Raw genomic sequence first — 6746 nt, 5'->3', positions numbered from 1 at the left:
CGCCTCCCGCAGCCCCGCCCGCACGGCCCCCGCCAGAGCCGCGCCCAGCGGCGCCGCCAGGGTCAGGGCGCCACGTTCCTTGTGCGCCAGCAGTACCGCCCGCACCTCGTCGGCGTACCGCGCAGCCGCATGCACCGCCGGCAGACCCGCAGGCTCCGGCTCCGGTCGCACCCGGCACGGCACGGTCCCGCTCAGGGCGGCACGGCACTCCGGACAGAGCACCGTGCGAGCCCTCCCGCAGCCTCCGCACTCGGCCGGCAGCACCAGATCGGTGAGGTCCTGCCACCACCCCCGCATGCCCACCACTGTGCCAACGCCCGCGCCACCCGGCCACCCCTGTGGACAACCCCCTGTGGACAACTCCGCGCCGCACTCGTGACCCGCTCCGGAACCGCCCACCGCATCGACCCAGGCCACAGCGCCTCAAGCCGAACCGCCGCAGGCCGGCCGTGCCGCACCTACCCGGGATAGACCGGCGCCGTCCCGTCCTTCACGACTTGCTGCCACTTCGCCCCGGACAGGAGCCGGACGATGCCGTCCTCCTCCGAGTACGCCATCAACGGCTGCTGCTCGTCCTCGGACGAGGCCAGGGCCTTCACACCCGTCAGCGCGGCAGGCGCCGACCCCACCGGAGTGGAGCCGTCGACCTGGACGTACGCCATCTGCTGCACGCCACCGTCCTCGCGCCCCACCACCACGAGCCGGCTGTCCCCAGCCCACGACATGGCGGTGACTTCCACCAACTGCGGTGCCACCGATCGAGGTTCGACGACCGCGATGGCCTTCTCCCCGCTCGCCTTGTCACCCCGTTCGATCCGCCCGACGAAGAGGGACTTCTCGCCGCCCTTCTCCACGATGAGTGCGATCCGCACTCCGTCGGCGGCCATCCGCACCGCGTCGATACGTCCGTCGAGCCCCGTGGTGTCGACCTCGATGGGGTCGCCCGCGCCCTTCTTCAGAAGCAGCAGCCGAGGGTGGTCGGGGTCGCGGTCGGCCACCCACAGGTCGCCCTCGCCGTCCCAACTGGGCGTGGTGAGCCGGTCGTTCTGGGTCTTGCCGTCACTGCGCAGGACCGGCTCGCCGAGCGAGGTCCCCGACACCAGCGACCCGACGTACAGCGCGCTGCCGTCGAGGGAGACCCCGGCCGCCTTGCGCTCGTCCCGGGACACCGCGGCCGACCGCAGCTCCTTCTCGCCCTCACCGAGCGCGCCCGGAACCGCCGCGAAGGCCTCCGGGTCGGTGCTCGCGCTCGCCAGCCGGACGAGGCGGTGCTTGGCGTCGATGAAGTACTGGTAGCCGTCCTTCGCGATCTCGTGCACCACCGTGTTCACGGCGCTGGTCTCGTCGACGGGGTCGCAGAGTTGCGTGCCGTCGGAGCGCTGAAGATCGACCGAGTTCACGCCGGTGGGGGTCAGGTCCCGCAGTGTGAACAGGAGTTGGGCGGCCATCTCCTGGCACTTCTTCGAACCGACCCGGTCCGCCTTGGCGTTCAGCGGCACCGTCAGCCGGTTCTGGTCGTCGGGCGTCAACTGGGTGACGCCCTTCTTCAGTGCCGTACCGGTGGGGAAACTCGACCTGACGACCGGGTCCAGCCAGCGTGACGGCCCGGCGAGCAGCAGACTCACGGTCTGCGTCATCGGGTCGACCTTCTTGCGCACATAGACCGGATCGGCGACGGCCACCGGCTGACCGTCCGCCTCGGTCGGGGAGTTCGAGGCGAAGTAGTACCTGTTGACCGACGTGTAGTTACGCAGGAAGTCCGACTTGCCCATGACCACGCCCGGCGGCGGCGAGTCGATGCGCCATTGCTTGGACTTCTTCTCCCGCACGAGGTGCAGCGTCCTGTCGTACTGACCGGCGGCGGGCGAGTACACCTGCTGCCCGTCCACGGTGGCGACCTTCTTGCCGGTCAGCGAGAACACCGCGTCGGACGACTCCTCCCCGCCGCTCGAACGCTTCTCGGACGAGTCCGGCCCGTCCGCGAGCACCGTGAGCGACGCCTCGGGCTTCCACGTGCGCGCGACATTGGCGGTCAGATACTTTCGCGCCGTCTCGAAATCGGGGTCGTCGCTGGTCAGCGCTTCGAGGAAACCGTCCACGATCTCCGGCGCCTCGGCATTCTCCCGGGGCAGCTTCGCGTAGACCCGCACCTGCGAGTCCTGCCGCGGCGTGGACTCCACGCCGCGCAGATCCCCGCTGTCCGGCATCGAGGCGCACCCCGCCAGCAGTACGGCGCCACACGCGACCGACACCACCGTGCGCACCGGCCCCCGTCGGCCGCCCCCCGCCCGGTCAGCGCCCACGACTTGCCTCCCCTTGCTTGTTCCGGTCCTCAGGACCGGCGTTCCGGGCATCCGAGGACTGCGCGTCCGCGACGCCCGTGTCGTCAGCCGGTCGTGCTCCCCCGGTGGGCCGCGGGACCACGCGCGCGCCGTTGCCGGGCAGCGCCGTCGGATCCGCGGTGGGGGCGGCGGGCGGCCTCGGCGCGAGGGGCGCCGACTCGCTCGATGTCTGCACCGGCACGGTGGCGCGCTTCTCCCCGTCCCCCGCGCGCGGCAAGCCGGCGTCGTTGAGTCCACGATTACGGCGCGAGTTCTTGGGCTCCAGCGGTATCGGCGAGCCCCGCAACGGCTCGTCCGCCGTCCTGGGCAGCGTCAGCCGGAACTGTGAGCCGCCACCCGGCTCGCCCCACGCCTGCAGCCAACCGCCGTGCAGCCGCGCGTCCTCCAGGGCGATGGACAGCCCCAGACCCGTACCACCGGTGGTACGCGCGCGTGCCGGGTCGGCCCGCCAGAAGCGGCTGAAGACCCGGGTCGCCTCACCGGGCTTGAGCCCTACGCCGTAGTCGCGCACCGCGACCGCGACCGCCCCGCCCGCCGCGGCCAGCTTGACCACGACATCCTTGCCCTCGCCGTGCTCCACGGCGTTGACGACGAGATTGCGCAGCACCCGCTCCACACGCCGGGCGTCGGCCTCGGCGACGACGGGCTGCTGATCGCCCAGGACCCGTATCCGTGTGCCCTTGCGCTCGGCGAGCGGCGCGGCCCCGCTGACGACCCGCTGCACGACCACCCGCAGATCGATCGGCTCCGCCTCCAGCGCCGCCGCGCCCGCGTCGAACCGGCTGATCTCCAGCAGGTCGGCGAGCAGCGACTCGAACCGGTCCAACTGGTCGGCGAGCAGTTCGGCCGACCGCGCGGTCACCGGATCGAAGTCCTCCCGCGCGTCATGGATGACGTCAGCGGCCATGCGTACGGTCGTCAGCGGCGTCCGCAGCTCGTGCGACACGTCGGACACGAACCGACGCTGCATCCGCGACAGGTCCTCCAGCTGCTGGATCTTCAGCTGAAGGCTCTGTGCCATCTTGTTGAAGGCCTCACCGAGCCGGGCGATGTCGTCCTCACCGGTGACCTTCATACGTTCCTGCAGACGCCCCGCGGACAGCCGCTCGGCGATCCCGGCCGCCATCCGCACCGGTGTGACGACCTGACGCACCACCAGCCAGGCGATGGCCCCGAGGAGTACGACGACGAAGAGCCCGGCCGTCGCCAGCGTCCCCTTGACCAGGCTCAGCGACTTCTCCTCCTGGGTGAGCGGGAAGAGGTAGTAGAGCTGGTACGGCTCGTTGTTCGGGTCGTTGACCTGCTTGCCGATGATCAGCGCGGGCTGCGACTCCTGACCGTTGGTGTACACGATCCGGGTATAGCTCTGGGCCGGGAGCAGGCTGCTGTCGACGCGGTCCCGCAGGTCCTGGGGCACACTCGTCGTCGGAAAGACGTTGCCGGAGGCGCGCGGACCGCGCCCCCCGCTGTCTCCACCGGCGGGCAGCGTGACGACGTCGAAGGCGCCCTGGCCACCACTGGAGAGGGACTCCACGAGGTCGCTCATCCACTGGCTGACGTTCTGGTTGCTCCGCCCGTCCGCGCCCGCGGCGTCGTCACCGCCCGCGCTCACCGCCGCGTCGGCCTTCTGCTTGGCCACCGAGAAGCCACCCGTGGCCTGGCTCTGCGACGCCTTCACCTTGGCGTCGAGGAGACCGTTGCGCACCTGGCCGATGACGACGAACCCGAGCAGCAGCACCACGCCCAGCGACATCAGAAGCGTGGTGACGACGACCTTGAGCTGGATGTTGCGCCGCCACAGCCGCATGACGGGCAGCAGCGGCCGGCGCACCCAGCGCATGAACAGCCTCAGGACCGGGCTGCCCTGCACTCCGCCCTGCAGCAGCCCGCCCTCGAAGAAACGTTCCCAGCGGGAGCCCGACGGCTTCCGGCCGACAGGCCGCTCCGCACGGGCCCCGGTCCGCCCGGGCGACGAAGCGGCACTGTCTCCGGACATGTCAGCTGGGTCCTGCCTTGTATCCCACCCCACGGACGGTCACCACGATCTCGGGGCGCTCCGGGTCCTTCTCGACCTTGGAGCGCAGCCGCTGCACATGCACGTTGACCAGGCGGGTGTCGGCAGCGTGCCGGTAACCCCACACCTGTTCGAGCAGTACCTCGCGGGTGAACACCTGCCACGGCTTGCGCGCCAGCGCGACCAGCAGGTCGAACTCCAGCGGCGTCAGCGCGATCGACTGCCCGTCCCGCTTCACGGAGTGACCGGCCACGTCGATGACGAGGTCGCCGATGGCGAGCTGCTCGGGCGCCGGCTCCTCCGACCTCCGCAGCCGCGCCCGGATACGGGCGACGAGCTCCTTCGGCTTGAACGGCTTCACGATGTAGTCATCGGCACCCGACTCCAGGCCCACGACGACATCGACGGTGTCACTCTTCGCCGTGAGCATCACGATCGGCACCCCGGACTCCGCCCTGATCAGGCGGCACACCTCGATGCCGTCCCGACCGGGCAGCATCAGGTCCAGGAGCACCAGGTCGGGTTTGGTCTCACGGAATGCGGCCAGCGCCTTGTCGCCGTCAGCTACGAAAGACGGCTCAAAACCTTCACCACGCAGCACAATGCCGAGCATCTCGGCCAGTGCGGTGTCGTCGTCGACGACAAGGACTCGTCCCTTCATAAACGCCATCATCCCATTCTCATAACAGTGACAGAGGCGCTGGTGAGCAGGGTCACTGGCCCGTGACGATAGTCGTACTCGGTCGTCACTGTCTGCCCCCGTCAGGCGACGTCGATGTCAGTAGCGGCTGTCAGCCACCCAGCGTAGGCGCACACTCACCTCATGGTCGGTCCCACGGCTTCCGGCCGGGCACCGCCCGCCATGGGCCCCTAGCCGATCGTCACCTCGCGCGACCTGGCGCAGAGCTCTTCCAGCGCCTCGGCCGTCACCGGCGAGACAACGCCCTCCTCCGTGACGATCGCCGTCACCAGCTCGGGCGGCGTCACATCGAACGCCGGGTTGTACGCCTGCGTCCCCAGCGGCGCCACCGGCATCCCGCCCCCCGCTCCCGTCACCGGCACCTGCGGCGCGGCGACCTCGGTCACCTCGAATCCGGGACGCTGCTCGACCTCGATGGACGCCCCGTCCGGCGTGTCCGGATCCACCGTCGTCACCGGCGCCACCACGATGAACGGCACATGGTGGTACCGCGCGAGCACCGCGAGCGGATAGCTCCCCACCTTGTTCGCCACCGACCCGTCGGCCGCGATCCGGTCCGCCCCGATCAGCACCGCGTCCACCTCCCCCGCCGCGAACAGCGATCCCGCCGCGTTGTCGGTGAGCAGGGTGTACGCCATCCCGCTGCGTGCCGCCTCGTACGCCGTCAGACGAGCGCCCTGAAGCAGCGGACGCGTCTCGTCCACCCACAGTCGCCTCAGCTGCCCCACCCGATGCGCCGCGAGCGCGACCGCGAACGCCGTCCCCTCACCACCCGACACCAGCGAACCGGTGTTGCAGTGCGTGAGGATCCGATGCCCACCGCCGGGCAGCAACTCGTCCAGCAGCGCCAGCCCGCGCTCCGCCATCCGTGCACTGGCGTCGGCGTCCTGTCGGTGCAGTGTCCGCGCCGCGGCCAGCGCCGCCAGCGCGGCCTGCCCCGCGTCCCCGCTCCTGGCGAGCTCGGCCCGGTACGCGGACCGGGCCCGCCGCACTCCGACGGAGAGGTTCACCGCAGTGGGCCGGGCACCCGCGAGCCCGGTCGCGGCCTCGTCCACGTCGAAGCCGCGCGCGGCGGCGAGCGCGACGCCGTACGCCCCCGCGATACCGAGCACCGGCGCCCCGCGCACGGCGAGCGAACGGATCGCCTCCACCAGCGCGGGCGCGTCCGTGCAGACCAGCTCGACCTCCTCGGCCGGCAGCCTGGTCTGGTCCAGGAGGACCACGACAGGACCTTCGGGTGGCTCTTCCCAGCGGATCGTCGGTATCTCGGTCGGCCTGCCGTCCTCGCCGGATTGCGCGTACTGATCAGCCATGCGGTCAGTCTGCCCCTTGTCCGGCGGACAATTGAAGGTGTGCAGCCGATACCGTGCCCGGTCCCCCGGCGGCCACCCCATGACACGATGGCTGCCAACCTGCCGCCGCGACCGCGGACGGGCACCGTGAAGGAGCGACGATGAAAGACACTCCGGGCTGGGCCTCGCCCGGATCTGCCCCGTCCGACGGGCAGGAGCCCGGTGCCTCCGGCCCTGCCGGGCCCGCAGACCGTCCCGGCCCTTCGGACCAGCCGGGCACGGACCCGCAGGGCCCCGGCTCGAAGTGGTCCAAGGAGCAGCCGCCACCCGCCCAGTGGTCCGCACCGACCGGACCGGCGAACCCCGGCCAGACCCCGCCGCCCCCACCCCACCCCCCC

General features: G+C 71.2%; 4 protein-coding genes and 2 pseudogenes. 1 reads left to right on the top strand and 5 read right to left on the bottom strand.

Annotated features, from left to right (window positions below; all coding sequences use genetic code 11):
• From HLK59_RS46865 to mtnA, 5 genes and pseudogenes are all read right to left on the bottom strand, one after another.
• A pseudogene (locus HLK59_RS46865) lies at positions 1 to 297 on the bottom strand (ComF family protein); the annotation flags it as partial.
• A 161-nt stretch (positions 298 to 458) separates the two neighbouring features.
• Positions 459 to 2303, bottom strand: coding sequence for an LpqB family beta-propeller domain-containing protein (locus HLK59_RS46860; RefSeq protein ID WP_171147794.1), 1845 nt, complete (start codon positions 2301 to 2303; stop codon positions 459 to 461).
• Positions 2293 to 4338: an MtrAB system histidine kinase MtrB gene (gene mtrB, locus HLK59_RS46855; RefSeq protein ID WP_171147793.1), complete on the bottom strand. Its 2046-nt coding sequence runs from the start codon at positions 4336 to 4338 to the stop codon at positions 2293 to 2295. The genes HLK59_RS46860 and mtrB overlap by 11 nt, the downstream gene beginning before the upstream one ends.
• A 1-nt stretch (position 4339) precedes the next feature.
• A complete protein-coding gene (gene mtrA / locus HLK59_RS46850; RefSeq protein ID WP_187822996.1) occupies positions 4340 to 5029 on the bottom strand; it encodes a two-component system response regulator MtrA in 690 nt (229 codons plus the stop codon).
• A gap of 197 nt (positions 5030 to 5226) precedes the next feature.
• Entirely contained in the window at positions 5227 to 6369 is a 1143-nt protein-coding gene (gene mtnA, locus HLK59_RS46845; protein ID WP_171147792.1) for an S-methyl-5-thioribose-1-phosphate isomerase, read from the bottom strand.
• A gap of 140 nt (positions 6370 to 6509) precedes the next feature.
• On the opposite strand from mtnA, the pseudogene HLK59_RS50630 reads away from it, so the two are divergent.
• A pseudogene (locus tag HLK59_RS50630) lies at positions 6510 to 6746 on the top strand (hypothetical protein); the annotation flags it as partial.

The organism is Streptomyces sp. S3(2020) (assembly GCF_013044505.1).
In the GTDB taxonomy this organism is placed as follows: Bacteria; Actinomycetota; Actinomycetes; order Streptomycetales; family Streptomycetaceae; genus Streptomyces.
This window is presented reverse-complemented; position numbering and strand designations above follow the sequence as displayed.

Excerpts from the sequence above, each read along its gene's own strand:
- mtrB (WP_171147793.1), bottom strand. The coding sequence starts at position 4,338 with ATGTCCGGAGACAGTGCCGCTTCGTCGCCCGGGCGGACCGGGGCCCGT.
- mtnA (WP_171147792.1), bottom strand. The coding sequence starts at position 6,369 with ATGGCTGATCAGTACGCGCAATCCGGCGAGGACGGCAGGCCGACCGAG.
- mtrA (WP_187822996.1), bottom strand. The coding sequence starts at position 5,029 with ATGATGGCGTTTATGAAGGGACGAGTCCTTGTCGTCGACGACGACACC.